Genomic DNA, 20,174 nt, shown 5'->3' with positions numbered 1-20,174 from the left:
CCGACCGCAGGTCGTGTCGGCGGCCCCGGTCTCAACGACCGGGACTTGTTATTATACAGAACGCGCGCGCTTGCCGACAAGAACATCCACGATGCGAGATTGTGCCGCGCTCGGCATCAGGCCCTGTTCGGCGTCGGATGTTTCTTGCCGGGTGTGCAGATCAAATTGTCGCTGATCATCCCCGATCCAGTGCCTGGCGAATCCTGGTCGCCAGCAGCTCCGGCGTGAATGGTTTGTTGATGAGTGTCACCTTGGGATCGAACGGACCTCGATTGGCAAACGCGTCCTCGGTGAAGCCCGACATGTAGACGACGTGGAGGCCGGGCTTGAGGGCCTTGAGACGGCCCGCCAGCTCCAGCCCGCTCGTCTGCGGCATGATGATATCGGTCAGAAGCAGTTGAATCTGATCCGCGTGGCGTTCGAAGACCTTTTCCGCTTCCGCGGCGTTGCCGGCCATCAGCACCTGGTAGCCGAATCTGCGGAGCACCCGGCCAGCCAGTTCGCGCACCGGTTCGTCGTCTTCCACGAGCAGAATAGTCTCGCTCCCGTCCTGTGGAACTGGCGCCGTGCTCGCCGGCACCACGATCCCCGTCGACGTCGCGGCCGGCAGAAAGATCTTGAACGTGGTGCCCATGCCAGGCTGGCTGTAGGCCCAGATGTACCCCCCGCTCTGCTTGATGATTCCGTACACCGTCGCGAGTCCGAGCCCCCTGCCTCGTCCCCGATCCTTCGCCGTGAAGAAGGGCTCAAACAGCTTGGCCTTCGTGTCGGCATCCATGCCCTTGCCCGTGTCGCTCACAACGAGCATCACATACTGTCCCGGCACGACGACGGGCCGGCGGCTGGCCGAAGAGGCGTCCAGTACGCCCGTGGCCGTTTCAATCTCAAGCTTCCCGCCGTCCGGCATCGCGTCGCGGGCGTTGACGACCAGGTCGGTGATGACCTGTTCGATCTGCGATGGGTCGGCCGTGATTTTCGGGAGCCCGTCCTCCAGGTGGATCTGCACGTCGACGTCGCGTCCTGCTGTGCTGCGCAGCAAGCCGTCGAGACCGGTCAACACGTGATTCAGATCGATCTGGCGCGGTTGCAGCACCTGCTTCCGGCTGTAGGCCAGCAACTGGCGCGTCAACGCCGCGGCGCGTTCGCCCGCCTTCCGGATTTCCTTCACATCGTCGAGCCGCGGGTCGCCGACCGGGATCTGCTCGGTCAACAGCTCGGCATATCCGAGGATGGAGCTGAGCAGGTTATTGAAGTCGTGCGCGATGCCGCCGGCCAGTCGACCGATGGCCTCCATCTTCTGCGATTGCCGGAACTGTTCCTCGAGAATGCGATGCTGGGTGACGTCTTCGGCAAACGTCTCGTACACCACCGGATCCCCGCCGATGGCGCGGCCGCGCAGCCGGACGGTGATCGGCGAGCCATCCTTCCGCTTCCACTGCACCTCCACCTCCTTCGTGGCGCCGGACGGATCTGGCAATAACCCTTCACGCTGAGACGAGTCCAACCAGACATCGGTGGTGATGTTCAGCGTCAGCACTTCGTCGAGCGACTCGTACCCGAGGATGCGGACCAGTGCGGGATTGGCGTCGAGGAACCGCCCGTCCTTCGTGGTGTGGTAGATGCCGAATGCGGCGTGCTGCACCAGCGATTCGAAACGCTGCTCGGATTCGCGCAATGCCTGCATGGCCACATGCCGGTGCGTGACATCGTGCGAGACCACCACCCAGAAGGCATCCGGGTCGGCCGGCCGCATGCTGCGGCCCTGACTTTCGATGTATCGCCACGACCCGTCCGTATGCCGGAGCCGGTATTCGACCCGTTCGAATGGGAGACGTTCACGGCGCGCTCGCGCGATCAGTTCCGCCAGCCGCGGTACATCGTCTGGGTGCACGTGCACCAGCACGTGACGTCCGATGCGTTCGGACTGTGGAAAACCACTGAGCCGCTCGCTCGCCGGGCTGCTGTACTGGACGATGCCATCAGGGCTCAGCACCGCGATGGCGTCCGTCATGGTCTCAACGAGCGTGCGGAACAACTCGGCATCAACCTGGAGGCGATTGCCCGCGGGGGCTCCGACAGGATCAGTCATGGCGTAAGTGCATCCCTTCATATCTTGTAGACCATGTTGCAAGGGAAGGGCCATGCCAACGGGGTGGCACCCTGTTTGGCTAAGTGGTTGATGGAATGAGAGTTATTGCCGTGTGCGTCAGCCGCCCAGGCGGTGGCTCAGGTGTGCAGTGGAGATTACCCGTGTCCGCGCATGTGCGCACAATCAAAGGCGTTACACCAGATCTTGGAGAGCGTCACGAATCCATGCCCGGCATTGTGATGAGGGGAACAAGAAGGGCCCTGAGAAGGAAGAAGGGTAGATTCTACACGAACCTCGTAAGACTCGCCTGCCTTATGGCAAGACGCTGTCGGGAGCGAGACCAAGCAGCCGGACGAAAAAAAAGACCCGGCCGGGAGTCATCCCGGCCGGGTCCTCGAAAGCAGGCGGTTTGGCCCTGCGGGCGCCGATGCCCGCTACACCGCTGCGGCTACCAGGTGATTCGCAATCCGAATTGCGTGATCCGGCCGCCCGGATCCTGCGAGTTGCTGGAGTCATTGGCGGCGGAGACGACCTGCCACGAGGTCACGCTGCTGCCCATGCCGGTGGTGGAGGTCACGCTGGACGGGCCCGTCGGCGTGAAGTTGATCGTGTTGAACACGTTGAAGAGATCCATGCGGGCTTCGAGCCGCAGGTTCTTCCACATCGAAATCCGCTTCACGAACGTGAGGTCGACCTTCCAGAACTTCGGCCCGGTAATGAGCCGCGTGGTCGCCGTGCCCGGGCACTGGCCGGCCAAGTACTGCACGCAGTCCGGACCGCTGGCCGGCGCCAGGTACGCACCGGTTGGGAGCGTTCCAGAGTACCCAGTCGCGGTGGTCGCCGACTGGGTGTAGAGCGCCAGGATCGAGTTGGCGATCACGTCCTGCGGAAGCATGTAGATGCGCTCGAGGCCCGCCGCATCTATCACATGGTAGAACTTGAACATGTCCTGGAGCTGCTTGTCGGTCATGCCGACCAGGCGGTAGCCGCCGAAGTTGAACTTCGGGCCGCTCTGGATACGGGCGACGCCGTCAATTTCCCATCCACCGATGAAGCCATCCACAAGACGCGAGGCGCCGCTGCCAAACGCCTTGCCGCGACCGAACGGCAGCTCGTACACCCAGTTTGCCTTGAGGGTGTGGTCCGCGCCGCCGCCGCTGGGAATGTAGAACCAGTCTTCGCGCAGCGACCGCTGCGTCCAGGTCTGCCGGCTGAACTGGTAGGTGTAGTTGCCCGTGATGAGGAACCCGCTGCTCATCCGGCGGCGCAGTTCAACCTGGATCGAGTTGTACCTGGTGTTGCCCGCCGTCGTCTCCAGATAGGAATTCCCCAGTGCCAGGGCCGGGTTGGCCATAAAGAAGTTGACCGGCAGGCCGGCCGCGATGCGGTTGGCATCGAGGCCCGTCCCGGTGGTAATCGAGTTCTGCAACCCGCTCGTGCCGGTGCCTGAAATCCCGGTGAGGCTCGGGTTGTACATGCTGAGCGAGTTGTACCAAGACGAAGCCTTGTAGTTCGCCGAGGTGTAGTTGGCCGGAACCTGGTTTGCCGCCGATGTCAATGGAGTGCCGGCAAAGTAGGCCTGGAAGATCGGGAGCGGCGAGGTGCCGGCGGCGCCAGTGTAGGCGAACGTGTTGCCATTGCCCGCGAGGATGTTCGCCCGGAGATTGGCCTGTGCTAACCGGAACTCGTCGTAGAACCCGTTCTCGCCCTTGAGCATGCTCCACTGGGCGCTGCCGTTCATATTCCAGGTGGTCCAGCCGCCCACGTTGATGTTGCCGACGTAGCGGACGTCGAGCGCCATCGACTTGCCGAGTTCGCGCTGGATCCCGAAGCTGTACTGGTGGGTCGAGGGGACCGGCCAGTTTGGATAGTGGATGTCGATCGACTCGTTGATGGCCGGCGTGAGCGACCAATTGCCGGTCAGCGGAGCCGGCGCCGCCGACGGGTACATCTTGGCCCCGTCGCGCAGCAGCACCGGCCAGCCGTCGAAGCCGAGCAGCGGGGTGCCGGCCGTGGAAGAGCGGGCGCCCGCCCGGCTGCGGCCGGGGTTGCCCGAGTAGTTGGAGTCGAAGAATCCCGTGCCCAACCTGGTGTACGTAATCGCGTACCCGCCGCGGAACACCGGGTCGTTGCTCAGGATCGTGCTCAGGAACGACGACTTGAGGTTGGGCCGATACGTAAACCCGACGCTCGGCGCGACGTTGTTCCAGTCGGTGTTGTACGCCGGCCGGTTGTTTTCATACGGCACGACCACCGGCGCGGTGCCGGTCAACGTGCCTGGCTTGTAGAGGTTGCCCGAACCGTAGAGACCCGTTCCGGCGCCGGTGGCCCCGTAGACCATCTGCCACGTCTGCGGCCGCGAATACAGGCCGTCGGTCGTCATCGGGAGCTGCACCTGGTAGCGGACGCCGAGCGTCAGCGTGAGGTTCGGCTTCAACCGCCACGCGTCGCTGGCGAACAGCCCAAGGTCCTTCGCGGTGGTCGCGTTTGTCCGAACGCCGTTGGCGATGTAGGTGCCGTCCGGCTGCAGGTAGTACGTCGAGGCGATGCCATTAACGCGGCCCGTGAGGAAGCCATACAGTGTTCGGGCATAGGTGGCGTACGTCGAGTTGATGCCGCCGGGGAAGTTCGTGGTGGTGGGATCCAGCATGGCGTACGCGACCGTGTCGGTCGAGCCGGTGCCAAACGTCAGACTCGTCTGAAACGGCGTCTCGCCGTAGTTCCGCATAGCGGTGACGCCGTACGACCCGCCGAAACTCAGGCTGTGCTTACCCCTCAGCCACGTGAAGTTGTCCTCAATCGACCTCTGATTGGCTACGCCGGCGCTTAGCGAACCGTAGGCGGTGGCGCTCGAGAGGCTCACCGGAAAAGCGGACGACGTCGTCGACGGGAACCCGAAGCTGTAGCCCACGCCCCCGGAGGCCTGGCAGCCGATGCCCGAGCAGTTGAACTGCCCGGAGTTGACCCCGTCTCCGAAGACGGTCCCAAGGCCCGTCGCGTCCTGCGCGCCCACGCGCAATTCGTTGACCATGCTCTTGCCGAGGGTCGACCGCAGGCTGGTCTGCCACATGTAGCGGCCGGAGACCTGGCCGCCCGTGTTCGGGAAGCCCGGGTACCGCGGTTCGGCGCTGTTCAGGAAGTCCGGGGTGGAGTCGAACTTGTTGTACCGGTAGGTGAACGAGATCCGGTGCGCGTTGGTGATGTTGTAGTCCATCCGCACGGTCGGGAACTTCCGCAACTGCGTGGAACTGGGAGCGTAGTCGAACTTATCCACGTTCTGGTCGTAGGCGGTAATGCCTCCCGTCCCGGTGATGGCCGTCCGGATGTCGGTCAGGAGCTTCGCGAGGGCCGGATCCGGCGTCGTCGTCTGCGCGTTGGCCGCCGCGATCGTGTACAGGTTGACCGTCACGTTCCCCCTTCCGTCAACCGCCGGGTAGGTGAACAGGCCGGCCTGCGCGGACGTGTTCAGGACATAGCGGGTGCGGGGAATGGACTGGGGCAACAGGAATACTTCGTAGTTGAAGAAGTAGAACAGCTTGTCCTTGAAAATCGGGCCGCCCAGCCGGAAACCGGGCGTCTGCACCCGGACGTCAGAGATGTAGTAGTCGCCTGCGGCCGTCTTGGGAATATCCCGGATGTTGAACCAGTACGGGGTGTTGAGGCCCCAGAGCCAGCCGGGATGCTTCGCCCGAGTGAGCGTGTCGGCGTCACCGGTGCCCGCCTGGTTCCGCCAGGTGTTGTACGCCGATGCGGTAAACCGATTCGAGCCCGACCGGGTCTCCATCTTGATGGTCGCGCCGCCCGCCCCAGTGGCCCCGGCATTCGCGTTCGACGTCGAAATCGTGACTTCCTCGACCGAGTCCATCATCGGGCGGATGTACATGAACATCCCCTCGGTCCCGCGCTTGTCCTGCACGTTGATGCCGTCGAGCGTGATGTCGATCGCGCTGGTCGGCAGGCCGTTGATGGTCGACCCGCGGAAGTTGAGGGCCGTGGTCTCGACGCCCGGCAGGCTCACCAGGAAGTCGAGCGCGGTGTGCGAGATGACCGGCAGTTGCTGGATCTGCTTGATCGCGACGGTGGTCGACACGGTCGCGCTCTGAGTCTGCACGATCTCGGTGGCGCCGGTCACGACAACCGTTTCTTCGAGTCCGCCAACCTGGAGCGTCATCTTGACCGACGCCGGCGTCGCGGAGACCACCTGCACGTCAGGCGCGACGGCCGTCTTGAACCCCATGAGAGCGACGGTCACCGTGTAGGTGCCGGGAGGCACCTGCGGAAGCACGAACCGACCGGCCGCATCCGTGACCCCACGGACGGTCGCGCCGGTGGCGTTGTTCTTTCCCACCACGTCAGCGCCCGGGATCACACCGCCCTGAGCGTCAACGACCAACCCCGACAGCGTCGTCGTGTTCGAACCGCTCTGGCCAAACACGGGTGGACTGGCCACCATGACCATGGCCACCAGCACCATGGCCCACATCACCACAGCAACACTACGTCTCATGAAATCCTCCTCCTGGACCCGCAGCCGAATAAGACCACTGTTCTTTTCGACCCCCACGCGCCGTGCCGACAACACGGCTCGTCCGACTCAGTCCGACGACAACGAGCTTATTGTACGAGCCTGTGGCTGAACGCCGCCGCAATCCGGTGCAGTCGCCATGCCAGCCAGAACTCGACAGAATCCTTCGATAATCAACAAACACGATCGCGGGACCGGTTGCAAATTCAAGCGTCCGGATCCACGGGACCCCATGCGCATCCAAGTGTTCGGATCCGCCGAACGCGCCGCGAGCACACGAGTCCAGATCCCGTTATCCGGAACGCCACCGTGAACCCGAATTGCGCGTTTCGCCCCCAATCAGAGGAATTAGGAGGGCTTGGGCGGTGAATCAATTATGAAACAACAGAATTAATGGGCTTACCATACGGCAGATGCGGTGACTGTGACAAGAAAAAAGCGAGAAGTCAGCCAGAGACCCTATATGCCGGGCTGGAGCCCGGCGATCCCAGGGCTGCGCTCAACGCCCTTCGCCTTTTCGCAACGTACGAATCGCACGCCCGACCGGTTTCCCATCGAGGCTGACGACCAGGCGAACCAGGAGGTCCCCAGGCGGGAACGGCCCAATCGGAACGCCACCGAGAATCACACGGGCGTCATCGGTGCCCTCGCCCACGATCTTCGTGGACCCCTGAACCAATGGCGGCCCGTCCTCGGATTCCGCGACATCCACGGAGGCCGACAACTGCGCGGCCTTGCCAACGCCGTAGACCTCCAGGTAGCCGATAGCGAGCGGCTCGGTGGTGAACGTCAACCGCCCGGTAAACGACCCGGCCTCGGCAAGGCCGAGAATAAGCGAGCCCAGCTGCAGCGGCTCGGCGCGCGTCAGTGCCACCGTCACGTCGGTATCGACGGTTCCGCCGCGATCAGAGGCGTCGGTCGCGGCCACGCGCATCCGGTAGACCCCGGGGCTCGCGAGAAGTGCGATCGTGGGAAGCTTGCGCACGAGATTGGCGGCCTCGGCCGTTCCCTGCACCGTGAGCCTGCCCTTCTGGTCGTATAGCCCCACGACAGCCGATTTCAGCACCACCGCCGGGTCAACAGGCTCGAACAGCACGACGAGTTTGATCTTATCGGTTCCGGCCTCCCGCGAGGCGAACGCGGCCGCCCGGAGTTCCAGGTCGCGACACCCCTTCGCCTCTCGCAGCATGTCGCGCGCCGCCGGCGCCTTGGCGGCGGCGGCTTGGCCTCCGGCCTTTGGAATCAGCACCATCGGCCGCACGCTGACATCGACGCCGCTCCGCTTGACCTGCAGTTCCACGCGATGGGTCGAGCCGTTGCGCTCGGCGGTGTCGGGTTCGAACGCGGCGCGGTACCACACCGAATTCTCGCGGACCACGCGCGCGATGTCGCGCTCGCCGTTCCTGATCGGCTGAATCAGTCGGTTGCCGCCCACCCCGGCCAGGTGTTCGAGCCCGGCCTGCAACCTGTTCGAGGCGCCCAGCGACGACGCCGAGGTATCCGCCGCATCGACGACGTAGATGTTGACAGCCGATGTGAGCGCGGCCGCCTGGAGCTGCTGGTAGTCCCTGGCCTGGATTTCACACATGCCGGTGGGATTGCTCACCGAGTTCGAGCGCATGGTGGCCAGTGTCGCGACGCCGGGAGCCGTCAGCCCGGTGGAGAAAAAGAGGACCGTGACGGGCGCGCCGCCCGGCGGGAAGTTGCCGGCGACGCTGACGAGGGCATCCAGAACCCGGCGTGTCCGACACGCCGAGTCCTCGTCGGCTTCGGCACGACGCCCCCGGCCGACCATGCCGGCCAGAGCCGATCGGATCGCGGCGTGCTGGTCGGTCAAGCCCATGTTGATGCCGCTGCCCTGCACCGTCAAGGCGCCCGCGCGATCTCCGGCAGCGAGGCTGCTCAGATACTGCTCGGCCGCGAGTTTGACGGTTTGTTCGGCGCCTGGCTGAATCGACTCGTCGTCGATGACCAACAGCGTGTCGCGGCGTCGGGTGGCAAGGGCATTGGTCGCAAACGGAGCCGGGATCGCGGCCCGAGCGGCGCCCCCGGACTTGCCGCGAGATTGGATCAGTTCGAACGAGCGGATCTCCCGCTCGCGTCCATCCACCTTCAACGTCACATCCGCAACCTTCAGATCGATCAGCGGGCTGGAATCGCCCGTCACGGCCCGGAAGTCGACGGTGACAAGCGGCCCGCCCGGGCGGGCCGGGCTCTGTGGGGCCGGACCTGCGGCCCAAGCCGCCGGGGTCACAAACAGGGCCAGGAACACCAGAATGGCGGCAGTGTGGCCGGATTGCTTGAAATGCACGGCCCGATGATACTCCTGTTCTGCCGTGGCGCCAGGCGTGTTGGGTGGATACAAAATGCTGTCCGTGACAACATCCGAACATCCGGTTGACGCCACGAGGTCGAGGTGTTAGCGTCCGCCCACCGGATCCTTCGACATGACGGGCGCCTGGATGGGCACGCACGACGGCGTGCTGCTGGTGGTTGCGTTGGCACAGTGGTAAGACATGCCATCACGAAGACACGAAGGCGCTAAGAAGAGGGGGCCGAGGTTTGTCGTGGCCGCCGGGGCCGCGATGGTCATTCTCGCGGCACTCGCGGCTGTCTTCTTGCGGTCAGGGCGATCGCAGGCCGATCTGCGTCGGATCGGCGGCCAGAATGTTCTCCTCGTCACCATTGACACGCTTCGGGCGGACGCGCTCAGTGCGTACGGCGGACCGGCGGTGACGCCGGCGCTCGACCGGCTTGCGGTCGAGGGCGTCCGCTTCGATTTCGCGCACGCGCATGCCGTGCTCACGCTGACGTCGCACGCGAGCATCCTCACGGGCGAGTATCCGTTTCAGCACGGCCTCCGGGACAACAGCGGATATCGCCTGCCTCGCGATGCGCGTACGGCGGCGACCATGCTCAAGCAGGCCGGTTACGCGACAGCGGCGTTTGTCGCCGCATTTCCACTGCATTCCCGGTTCGGGTTGAACGTCGGATTCGAGGTCTACGACGATCGCTTCGGTGACGAGCACGGGCTGACCGACTTCAACATGCCCGAGCGGCCGGCGTCCGCGGTGGTGCCGCTGGCGCGGGACTGGATCGCAGGCAGGGCGGGCAGGGCAGCAGGGGAAGGGCAAAGGGCGAACGGCAGCGAGCAGAGGGCCCAGCCGTGGTTCGTGTGGGTTCACGTGTTCGATCCGCATGCGCCGTATCGACCGCCTCCGCCCTTCGACACGCAGTACGCCGGGCAACCCTACTACGGCGAAGTGGCGGCGACCGACGCAGCGCTTGCGCCGTTGCTGGACGATGTGCGGCGCTCCGCGCGGCCGACGCTGGTCATCGTGACCGGCGATCATGGCGAGGGACTCGGGGATCATGGAGAGGAAGCACACGGGATTTTCGCCTATGAATCCACCCTGCGGATTCCACTGATCATCGCGGAAGTGGGTGGTGCAACGTCCGATTCGTCCGTGGTGTCGTCGTTGGGGCGGACCCGTACGGGTGAGGTCTCATCGGTCGCCGCACGCCATGTCGACATCCTGCCGACCATCCTCGACGCGGTCGGCCAGATGGTGCCGTCCGATCTTCCCGGTCGAACGCTGCTCCCCCGCGAAGAGCGGGATGCGGGATCGCCGCCGCGCGCCACGTACTTCGAGGCCATGTCGGGGATGCTCAATCACGGATGGGCGCCGCTCACCGGCGTGCTGGTGGGTCGTGACAAGTTTATCGACCTGCCCATTGCCGAGCGGTACGACTTGGCGAGCGACCCCGCGGAGCGGTTGAACCTTGCCGGCCGCTCGCCGGAGCGCGATCGGATGCTCGCCGCCGCGTTGGGCGCGTTCAAACCGGCGCTGCCCGGCCAGCGCGTGACGGAAGATTCGGAGGCAGCCGCCCGGCTGCGCGCGCTTGGGTATGTCTCCGGCGAGGCGCCTGCCAAGGCGCGGTACTCCGAGGCCGATGATCCGAAACGGCTGGTGGATCTCGACAGCGCCATCCACCGGGCTGTCAATGCCTTCATCGACGGGCGCGCCGCAGAGGCTGCGGACATCTATCGACAGGTGATTGATCGTCGCCCCGACATGGGCGTCGCGTATCGCCATCTGGCGTTCATCTTGTGGCAGGAAGGGAACGCTGCGGGCGCCGTCGAGGTGCTGCGTCGCGCGATTGCGCACGGCGTGACCGACCCGCGAGCGCTCGCGCAGCTCGGCGAATACCTCACCGACACGGGCCACATTGCGGAAGGGATCCGCATCCTCGATCCGTTGGCGCGCAATCCGGCCGCGGACGCCGACACATTGAACGCGCTGGCCATTGCGTTGGCGCGCGGCGGCCGCGCCCAGGACGCGCGGCGCGTGTTCGAGCGCCTGCTCGCGGTCATGCCGGGGAGCAGCGCTCCGCTCGAGAACCTGGGCGTGCTCGCGCTCGAGCAGGGTGACGTCCGCGGCGCGAAGAAGTACTTCGATCGCGCGGTCGAGGTTGCGCCGGGTTCGTCGCGTGCGCACGCCGGCGTCGGCACCACCGCCCTCCAAAGCGGTGATCGCAAGACCGCGTACGAGGCCTGGACGCGCGCCGTCCAACTCGATTCGACCAACTACGAGGCGCTGTACAACCTGGGAGTCAATCTGGCGCGCGATGGTCGAATGGATGCAGCGCGTCCGTATCTCGACCAGTTTCTACGGACCGCGCCGCAGGCTCTCCATGCGAACCAGCGGCGAGAGGTATCGCGCCTGCTGCAATCGGGACGGTGACGCGTTGGCGCAGCGACAAGGAATATGAACTTTCACAGGGGTTCGCGGGACCGGTCCGGGAGGGCCTCCCTGGTTGTGGTCCATTCTTCTGACGCCTGGATCCAAACTCATGCACTCCGCGGCGCGCAGGATGGCCGCGTCGCCTGGATCGCGGTGGCCCTGGCCGCGACCACCGTCGCCGTGTTCGCGCCGGTGTGGAGCTACGAGTTTGTCTCCTGGGACGATCCCTGGTACATCACGAATAACCCGCACGTGCTCGGCGGGCTGACCTGGCCAAACGTGGTGTGGGCATTTACGACAGGCGGCGACTTCTACTGGCATCCGCTCACGTGGCTCTCGCACATGCTGGATGTGAGCCTCTACGGCGTGGATGCGGGACGCCACCACCTCACGAACCTGCTCCTGCACGTGGCCAATACGCTCTTCCTGTTCGCGCTGTTGCGGCAGATGACCGGCGCGCGCTGGCGGAGCGCCTTCGTGGCGGCGCTCTTCGCGGTGCATCCGCTGCATGTCGAGTCGGTGGCCTGGGTCGCGGAGCGCAAGGATGTACTGAGCACCTTCTTGTGGATGGTGACGCTTGGCGCCTACCTCCGCTACGTGCGGATGCCGGGTTGGGGCCGCTACCTCGCCGTGCTCGGCGCCTTCGCGCTGGGGCTGGCAGCCAAGCCGATGATCGTGACGCTCCCGCTCGTGCTGCTGCTGCTCGACGTGTGGCCGCTCGGCCGCTGGCCGATTCGCGCCGCGACAGCACCAGGAACCCGGGCCGCGAGCGACGGTGGGCGGGCGGTGATCGGTAGGCTCCTCGCCGAGAAAGTCCCGCTCCTGGTGGTCGCTCTCGCATCGGGCGTGGCGACCTTCATCGTGCAACAGCAGGCTGGGGCCATCGGCGGACTCGCGGCGCTCCCGCTGCCATACCGCGTGTCGCATGCCGTGCTGTCATACGTCGCGTATCTCGGCCTCACCATCGTCCCGATCAACCTGGCCGCGTTCTACCCCTACCCATCGGCCTTGCCCGACTGGCGCCTGGTGCTCGTGGCAGCGGCTGGCCTGGCGTGCGCCATCGTGGCTGCCGCGAGAACGGCGCGCACCCATCCGTACGTCCTCGTGGGCGTGTTGTGGTATCTCGTGACGCTGTTCCCGGTCATCGGGTTGTTTCAGGCTGGCGACCAGTTGATGGCAGACCACTTCACATACGTGCCCCTCATCGGTGTCTTCCTGATCGCGTCGTGGGGTGTTCCCGACCTGTTGGCAAGATGGCGCGTGCCCCGTGTCGCACTCGCCACGGCGGCCATCGTCGTGGTGATGCTGTGCGCCGTTGCGGCCCACGCGCAAGTCCGGCACTGGGCGAACAGCCAGGCGCTGTGGACGCGGGCAGTCGAGGTCACGATCGATAATCACCGGGCGCACGCGGGTCTGGGGGAGTGGCTGGCCAGCCAGGGCAGACTAGACGAAGCGATTGGACAGTACGAAGAAGCGATCAGGATCGCGCCGGCCGGGGCCGAGTATTACTACAACCTGGGCTTCTTGCGCATGCGGAAGGGTCAGGTCGCCGAAGCCGGCACGCAGTACGCGTTCGCCGTGCGGTTGAACCCGCGCCATGTGGGGGCCCGCGTAGGTCTTGGAGCGGTCCTGGCCAGGCAGGGCAAGCTCGACGAGGCGATTGCCCAGTACACCGAGGCGTTGCACCTCGAGCCCGGCCACGTGCTGGCGCGCACCAACCTCGGGCTGGCGCTGCTCGAACAGGGCAGGCCCACGGAAGCCAGACGTGCGTGCGACGAAGCGGTGCGGCTCGATCCGGCGTCGGCTGACGCAAGGGGGTGCCTGGGTATGGTCTATGCACGGCAGGGAAGATACGAGGAAGCCGCCGCTGCGTTTGCCGAGGCGATGCGGTTGCGTCCGGGTTTCGAGGACGCAGCCGTCAATCTCGGCGTGGCCCTGGCGAAGACGGGTCGCACCGAGGAGGCCGTCAAGGCCTTCCGGGAGGCACTGCGCATCAATCCCGCCAACGAAATGGTTCGCGGCGCGATCGCCGAGTTAACGCGCCACGAGCGATAGGGCGCAGCCGTCTGATGCTCGCGCGAAAAAAAGACCCGGCCGGGATACGTTCCGGCCGGGTCCACGAACATGAGCGGTTTGGCCCTGCGGGCTCCGATGCCCGCTACGCCCTTCGATTCGTGCGTCCGGTCACGAACCTACTCACTCAGGACGTAGCGCTGAGCGAGCATTTCTTACCGGATCGGGTCGCAAGAACATGCAATCGTACTTGCGAGTCGAAGCGCTACGCCGTTGCCGCTACCAACTGATTCTGATCGCCATCTGCATCGTCCGCGACTGGTCGTTGGCGCTTGTCACCTCGTAGTTGGTCGTGGTGCTGCCGCCAACGCCACTGACCGGGTTGAAGTTCACGCGGTTGAACACGTTGAACACCTGCAACTGGCCTTCGAGCGCGATGCCCTTGACCAGCGCGAGCTGCTTCACCAGGTTCATGTCGACGCGGATCACCTTCGGCCCGGTGATGATGACGCTGCGCGCGCCGCAGTCGCCCCATCCAGCGATCGACTCGATGCAATCCGGGCCGTTGGCCGGCGCGAAGTACCGGCCGGTCGGCGCGCCCGCTGTGCCGTAGCCGGTGGCGGTGATGCTGTACGCCTTGATACTGTTGTCGATGATGTCCTGCGGCAGGATAAACACCAGTGTCCGGTATGCGTTGTTCGGATCCACGGTCATCCTGATCTTAAACATGTTCTGGAGCTCGGTCTTCGTGAAGCCGACGAGCCGGACGTTCCCGAAGTCGATCATGCGTCCGCTCTGCAGGCGCACGACACCCTGGAGACTCCAATTGCCGATGATCCGGTTGAGGATGGGACCCGCGTTGCCGCCCACCGCCTTGCCCCGGCCGAACGGCAGTTCATACATCCAGTTGGCTGTCACCACGTGCCGGACGTTGCCGGTCGCGTTGCCGCCACCCGAATTCGAGTAGTTCTGTTCGGTTTCCACCCACGGTTTGTGGAATGAGTAGAACTGGAACTGGTTTCCCTTCCCGTAGGTGTAGTTGGCCTGCAGCATGAGGCCCTTGGCGAACCGGCGGTTGAACACCAGCTGGATACCGTTGTACGACGTGTCCGGTCCGTTGGTGGCCACATAGGCGTTGCGCACATCCGGGTTGGCAACCCAGAAGTTGACCGGACGCCCCGAAGCGACGCCGCTGGCCAGCATCGTCGCGTTGCCCCTGATCGAGGTGGGAATCGTATACGGATTCGGATTCAACGGGTACAACGACGTCAGGTAGGACGACGAGGTCCAGTTGGAGCCCGAGTACTTGGTCGTATCGGTCGACGCGCTCGATCCGTTGAAGTACGACAGCAGGATGGGCAGCGGTGCGGTGCCGGCTGCTCCCGTGTAGGCGAAGGTGTTGCCCTTGCCGGCCGTGATGTTGGCCTGCAGGTTGGCCTGCGCCACCTTGAACTCGTTGAAGAACCCGTTATCGAGGATGTTGAGTTCGTTGTAGTTCATGTTCGAGAGGTTGCCGAGCGTCCACGTGGCGTAGCTGGCCGTGTGGATGAACCGCGCCTCGACCGACGTCGACTTCGACAGCGCGCGCTGCCAGCCGACTGACCACGACATCGAATGCGGCGTCTTGATGTTCGGATCGAAGGCGTAGGCATCCGAGCTGGCCGTCGGCACCGCCATCGGAAACACACGCGTCAGGGGGATGGGCGGCGCGCCCAGATCGCTGCCGGTCAGCAGCACCGGAAGCGTTCCAAGGTTGCCGTTGGTCTGGTTGCGCGTGGCGTCGATGGACACCCCAGGATTGCTGCCAAAGATTCCCGTGAAGTCGTTCATCCCGCCGCGCTGGTAGGACACGCTGTACCCGGCGCGAATCACCGAGTCGCCGTGCTTGCCGAAGATGGCGTGGAGCACGCCGTTCTCGGACCCGATGGTCCAGGCCGCCCCGAGGCTGGGCGCGAGGTTGCCCCAGTCGGTGGCATACGCCGGCTTGCCCTTTTCGAGCTGCTTGAACGTCGTCGCCGTGCCCTGGAGCGTGCCAGGCTTGAACAGGTTGCCGAGGCCAGTGACCGTCGATCCAACGACCAGGTCGGTTCCCGTGCCGGTGACGCCGAAGATGTCGGCCATCGTCGCCATCGAGTAGCTGTTGTTGGTCGCGTAGAACGGCAACTGCCAGTCGTACCGCAACCCGGCATTGATCGTGAGATTCGGCTTCCACCGCCACGAGTCGCTGAAAAACAGGCCGTACTGCGGCAGGTTGCCCAGCTGATTGCTCGCGCCGAGGATGTTAAACGTCGTGCCGTCACCCGCGATGCGAGCGTTGCGGTTGATGTTGTAGATGCGACCGGTCAGCACCGAGTAGAGGGATCTGGCATTGTTGATGTCGGTGGACGACGCCCCCGGGAAGTTCGCCGTCGTGAACATCGCGTCGGCCGGGTCGCCAGACGACGTCATGCCGAGAGCGAGGCTCGGCACGTATTGCTGCTGGTAATACCAGATTTGGGCCATGGTGAGCCCGAATCCCATGCTCATCGCGTGGGCGCCCTTGATCCAGCTGAGCGTGTCCTCAACGACCTTTGTCTTGCCCTCACGCGAGCTAGTGGCAAAGAGCGGAGCCGGGTTGACGATGCTCCTGAAATTACTCCACTGGATGTTGTAGCCGTTCATGTCACCGACCGTCTGACCGCTGAACATGCCCGGGGCCAAGTCGGGCGCGAACGCGGTCGCCCCGCCTGTCGCGCCGAGCCGCAGCTCGTTGACCATGTTGCTGGTCAGCGTCGAACGCAGGTTGACCTGGCCCGTGTAACGGACCGAGTCCTGCAGGCCATGCACCGGGAATCCCGGATAAACTCGCGTGTAGCTGTTGGTCGTGTCCGGGTCCGAGATCAGGTGGTTCCGCGTATACGAGAACGAGATGCGGTGTTTCTGCGTCACGTTGTAGTCCACGCGAACGGTCGGGTAGTTGGTCGTGCCCTTGGTCGGCTGCTGCCAGGTGAACGCCTGCGTCAGCGGATCGGTGGTCGCGGCGACCGATCCCACGGACGTCGACGAACGAACATCGGCGAGCAACTTGGCGACGATGGGATCGATCCTGGCCGTCTGGCCGTTGGCTGCCGCCAGCGCCATCAAGTTGACCGTCCCACCGGAGTACTGGAACTGCCCCTGTTCCGACAGCGGGCTCATGATCGTCCGGGTGTTCGTGGACGTGCCAGGCGAGCTGACCCATTCGTAGTTGACGAAGAAGAAGAACTTGTCGCGGCCGTCGTACAGACCCGGGATCCTGACCGGACCGCCGAAGCGGCCGCCAGGCTGGTACTGCGCGAGCACCGCCTTGTTCGTCGGCACGCCGGCGGTCGTCACGTTGCGGTGGAGGTTGAACCACGTGTTGGTGTTCATCCAGTCGCGCCGCAGGTAGTAGTAGGCGCTGCCCTGGTACTTGTTCGTCCCAGAGCGGGTGACGAACTTGATCTGCACGCCGCCCTGGCCGGCCATGTCGGCGCCCTGCGCCGCAGTCGACACGGTCACCTCTTCAACCGCGTCGAGGCGCGGGCTGACGCGGGTGAACATCCCATCCCACGTCTTGGCGTAGTTGTCCTGAATGTTCATGCCGTCGAGCGTGATGTTGACCGCGCTCTGCGGCAGCCCGTTGACCTGGGATCCTCGGATGCTGCCATCGGTCGAGGTGACGCCAGGCATGTATGAGACGATGTCGAACGCCGCGCGTCCGGGCACCGGCAGGTTCGCGATCTGGCGCGAACTGAGGGTCTGGGCCACCGAGGTCGCCTGCGTCTGGATGATCTCCTGCGCCCCGGCGACGATGACGGTTTCTTCGAGTCCGCCAAGTTCGAGCACGGCCTTGACGTTGGCCGGGCCGGCGTTGGTAACGGTGACCTCATTGAGCACCGCCGTCTTAAAGCCCATCAGCTTCACCGTCACGGTGTACGTGCCCGTAGACACGGCCGGAATCGTGAACGATCCGTTTGATCCGCTCACGGCATTGAGCAGCACGCCCGTGGCGTTGTTCTTTGCCGTCACGTCCGCGCCAGGCACCACGCCGCCGGTCGAGTCGGTGACGGTGCCAGAGATCGTTGACGTCGCACTGCCTTGCGCGAATGCCGGTAGCGGACTGAGCGCCGCCACCATAGTCACGAGCAGCAATGCCATCGTGACCCTAAATAACCGAGCCATCATGAATCCCTCCTCCGCGAAACATTAACACTCGTGAACCGCAGGCAAGAGACCAGCGGTTCAACTGGGGAATGACCAGACGATCGCGGCGAGCCCCGAGCCGCGTTGGCCGGCCTCTCGTGGATGGACGCGTGATCCATCCACGAGCAATGCGAAGAATATATCTCCTCAGGGGGCCGATCGGACCGACCCGGCAGGGGAGACGCCTCCCGGGGTGGCCATACCATACGACAAGATCCGGGATTTCGGAAACGATAGTTCCAACCGCGCTCGCGCGGGGATCTATCGTATTTCCGAGGATTTCCCGAACTTGTGTTCGGTCTAGCCGGGCGCGAGTGCACGACCGGACCTGCCAATAGACCTGCAAGCGGGGTGCCCAAGGCGCCGTCGGCAGACCCTGAACTGGCGGTTGGGAAACGGCCCGAAAACCATGGAATCCGAGCCGTTCCCTGGTGTGTGTGCCGATGGACCCGGCCCGGAATTCCATGATCCCGGGTTTTGGATCCAAGCGGTTGGAGACCAACGCCGTCAGTCGTCATTCCGGCGCACGCTGGAATTCCGTCTGCCTACTGTCCCCCGCGTCCGCGGCCGCCCTGTCCCGGCGGCGGCAGCGGATTGCGCGGGAGTTTTTCGTCGCGGTTCGCCGCTAGATAGGCGAAGCCTGCCGCGATGGTCGCCATCCGGGTCACGTCGTTCGGCTGCAGCCGTTCGTACGTATCCAGGTTGGTGTGATGCGTCATCGCGTTGTATTCGATCTCATCCTGGATGAACTGGAAGCCCGGCAGGCCCACGTTATCAAACGACAAATGGTCGGTGCCGCTCGTTCTCCGAATCGTGAGCGTCGTCATGCCCAGAGCGCGGAACGGTTCCATCCATTCGCGGAAGATCGGCGCCACCGCTTCGTTGCCCTGCAGGTACACGCCGCGCAGCGCGCCTGTGCCATTGTCGATGTTGAAGTACACCGACAACTTGTCGTAATCGGGTTTGAGTTCGAGCGGACCTTGCGGGCCGCCGCGTCCACCGCCACCGGCTGGTGCGGCGCCAGCGGCCGGCGCACCCGGTGCGGCAGGCAACGCCTGACGGCTCGCGAAGTGCGCGGCGACGTATTCGCGAGAGCCGATCAACCCCTGTTCTTCGCCTTCCCACAATCCGATGCGCACCGTGCGGCGCAACTTGACACCGGTGGCTTTCAGGATGCGCATCGCCTCCATCATCGCCGCGACACCCACGTTGTCGTCGGTGGCGCCGGTTGCCGCATGCCACGTATCGAAGTGACCGCCGAGCATCACGATCTCATCGGCCTTGTCGGTGCCGGGCAACTCGCCGACGATGTTGAAGACGGCCGGGTTGGGATAAAACGTATTCTTGATCTCGGCCTCAATCGTCACGGCGACGTTCTTGGCGAGCATGCGCGCGACGCGGTTGTACTGCTCGGCGGCAATGGCGACAGCCGGAAGCGTGGCGGCCGGATCGGCGTTGCGGTTACCGCCGATTGTGTAGATGCCGTGACCGCGTGGCGCGGTGGAGATCGTCCCGAGTGCGCCTTCGGCGAAGAAGAAGGCGGCGCGGGCTGCTGCCGCGCCCTGACCGCCGCGTCCGCCAGCCGGCGCGGGCTGCGCGGGTGTCGCTGCGGGAGCTGCTGCTGCGCCACGCTGTCCCGGCTGCGCGGGTGCCGCTGCCGCGCCCCGTTGCCCCGGCTGTGCCGCCTGCGGGGCGCCACCCGGACCGCCACGGCCAGCGCCCGGAGGCGTGACGCCGAATTCCAGAGGCGGCGGCGTCTGCAATTCCATCGTCTGCAACTGCTCAGTCGTATACCGCTTCGCAATCGGATCCCAGTACGCGGCCACATCCGGCACCGCCTGCGTCAGAATCCACTTGCCCCGCAGCTTGCCCTTGAATGTCGCCAACTCCTCTTCGGTTGTGGCCGCCACCAGCACGACGCCGCCGGTGACCAGACCGTTGGTACCAGGCGTCCACGCCGTCGGCGTGCCCGGGATCGGGAACTTCCCGTCGGCCGACGAGAATGCCATGTAGAACTTGTCGTTGGTCCATCCGCGTTCGAACCCGTTCCGGTTGACCCACGGTTCGATCTTCACGTTGGTGAGGCCGTACTCCTTCATCTTCGCGACGGTCCAGTCGGCGCCCTTCTGTGCCATCGGCGAACCGGTCAGGCGCGGCGCATAGACATCCGACAGCCAGCTGCAGAGTTCCATCACCTGGGAGCGCTGCATGCCTTCAGCCTTGATCTTGGCGAGATCGGCATAATTGACGTTCTCGCCGGCGGCGCCAAGCGAGACGGTAGCCGCGACCGCCACGCCGGCGATGGCCAGCGTCATGCCGACTACCAGCAACCTCTTCTTCAGTGTCATGTCTGTTTCCCTTCTCGCGTCTGTCTTTCGTCTTTCCGCTATCGTCCGCTGTCCAGCGACAACTGACTGCCTCTTCTTGTGACTTGCCCCTCGCGCCGTGTCGTCGGGACGACGGTTCCTCCGCGTCCCCGCTCACGCAAGCCGGGTGGAGTAGGCCCCAGTCCGCCGTGGAATCACGCACGGACCAGCAACCCCTCGTCAAACCGTACGTGCGGATTTCCCGCATACGGCTTCCCTCGACGTTCACCGAG

At 64.8% G+C, this 20,174-nt stretch carries 7 protein-coding genes; 2 read left to right on the top strand and 5 right to left on the bottom strand.

From position 1 onward, the window contains the following. Nucleotides 1-175 precede the first annotated feature (175 nt). The 3 genes from NT151_08100 to NT151_08090 form a co-directional block, all read right to left on the bottom strand. Nucleotides 176-2,089, bottom strand: a complete 1,914-nt coding sequence (locus NT151_08100; GenBank protein ID MCX6538880.1) for a PAS domain S-box protein — start codon at nt 2,087-2,089, stop codon at nt 176-178. Between the two features lie 448 nt (nt 2,090-2,537). After that, nucleotides 2,538-6,596, bottom strand: coding sequence for a TonB-dependent receptor (locus NT151_08095; protein ID MCX6538879.1), 4,059 nt, complete (start codon nt 6,594-6,596; stop codon nt 2,538-2,540). A 517-nt stretch (nt 6,597-7,113) separates the two neighbouring features. Next, nucleotides 7,114-8,925, bottom strand: a complete 1,812-nt coding sequence (locus NT151_08090) for a hypothetical protein (protein ID MCX6538878.1) — start codon at nt 8,923-8,925, stop codon at nt 7,114-7,116. A gap of 205 nt (nt 8,926-9,130) precedes the next feature. Here NT151_08090 and NT151_08085 point away from each other — a divergent pair, with 205 nt between their 5' ends. Together NT151_08085 and NT151_08080 are read left to right on the top strand one after the other, a co-directional pair. Next, on the top strand, nt 9,131-11,359 hold the full coding sequence (locus NT151_08085; protein MCX6538877.1) for a sulfatase-like hydrolase/transferase: 2,229 nt from the start codon (nt 9,131-9,133) through the stop codon (nt 11,357-11,359). Nucleotides 11,360-11,434: 75 nt separating this feature from the next. Next, a complete protein-coding gene (locus tag NT151_08080; GenBank protein ID MCX6538876.1) occupies nt 11,435-13,414 on the top strand; it encodes a tetratricopeptide repeat protein in 1,980 nt (659 codons plus the stop codon). 237 nt (nt 13,415-13,651) lie between these two features. Here the strand turns inward: NT151_08080 and NT151_08075 are convergent, their stop codons facing one another. After that, nucleotides 13,652-17,557, bottom strand: coding sequence for a TonB-dependent receptor (locus NT151_08075; GenBank protein ID MCX6538875.1), 3,906 nt, complete (start codon nt 17,555-17,557; stop codon nt 13,652-13,654). Nucleotides 17,558-18,120: 563 nt separating this feature from the next. Next, entirely contained in the window at nt 18,121-19,923 is a 1,803-nt protein-coding gene (locus tag NT151_08070) for a M20/M25/M40 family metallo-hydrolase (protein ID MCX6538874.1), read from the bottom strand. Nucleotides 19,924-20,174: the final 251 nt, after the last annotated feature.

Source organism: Acidobacteriota bacterium, assembly GCA_026393675.1.
Lineage (GTDB): Bacteria > Acidobacteriota > Vicinamibacteria > Vicinamibacterales > JAKQTR01 > JBAXOX01.
Note: the sequence above shows the minus strand (reverse complement) of the source record. Positions and strands in the feature narration are given on the sequence as shown.